At 43.0% G+C, this 1,085-nt stretch carries 1 protein-coding gene; it reads left to right on the top strand.

The annotated features are described in order from the left end of the window. Positions 1–1,085, top strand: a 1,085-nt coding sequence (locus GUB10_RS15870) for a Gfo/Idh/MocA family protein (protein ID WP_193712431.1), incomplete at both ends; no start/stop codon positions are given.

Here is a 1,085-nt window from a genome sequence, read left to right as displayed (position 1 = left end):
ATGAAAAATAACAGACGTTCCTTTATTAAGAATTTAGGAATAGTGGGCGCAACTGCGGCCGTAATCCCGTCCAGTTTTGCTGCAGAAGCGAAAGAAGTAAATTTATTGAATAGAGCTGCAAAATCTTCAACAAACAAAGTTCTTAAAATCGCTTTAATTGGCGCCGGGGGAATGGGTGTTGCCGATACCAATACGGCATTAAAGCACGAGAATATAGAACTTGTGGCCGTATGTGATTTATACGATGGGCGTTTAGAAGATGCTAAAAAACGTTGGGGCAGCAGTTTGTTCCTTACCAAAGATTATAAAGAAGTACTAAACCGCAGCGATATTGATGCGGTAATAATTGGCACCCCCGATTTTTGGCACAAAAAAATGAGTGTTGATGCGCTTAATGCAGGTAAACACGTGTACTGTGAAAAACCAATGGTACATAGTGTAGAAGAAGGAAACGATATCATAAAAGCCTGGAAGAAATCTGGAAAAATCTACATGGTAGGTAGCCAGGGAATGTCTTCTTTGGGGAATGAAAAGGCCAGAGAACTATTGGCAGCCGGTGCTATAGGAACGCTTAATTATGCAGAAGGCTTTTGGGCCAGGAATTCGGCCTTGGGTGCCTGGCAGTATCCAATCCCCAAAGATGCCTCTACCCAAACCGTAGATTGGGAGAAGTATACTTCTATAAGTAAAGACATGCCTTTTGACCCTTTAAGGTTCTTTAGATGGAGAAATTACCTTGACTACGGTACGGGTATGGCCGGCGACCTATTTGTGCATTTATTCTCCAGTCTTCATTTTATTACCAATTCGTATGGCCCCAATAAAATTGCGGCAACCGGTGGATTGCGCCACTGGGATGACGGGCGTGAAGTACCGGATGTACTTTTAGGAATGTTTGATTACCCCGATACAAAACAACACCCGGCATTTAACCTTTCCTTACGTTGTAATTTTGTTGACGGTACCAGCGGAAGTACGTTCTTAAAACTGGTAGGAAGTAAAGGTTCTATGGATATAGCCTGGGACAGCCTTACATTAAAGCGCAATGCCGGTGGAGGAAGTGATGATCCTTTCCTGGCAGAAAA

The organism is Salegentibacter sp. BLCTC (assembly GCF_015143665.1).
In the GTDB taxonomy this organism is placed as follows: Bacteria; Bacteroidota; Bacteroidia; order Flavobacteriales; family Flavobacteriaceae; genus Salegentibacter; species Salegentibacter maritimus.
The sequence above is the reverse complement of the archived record's forward strand: the minus strand, read 5'-3'. Positions and strand labels throughout refer to the sequence as shown.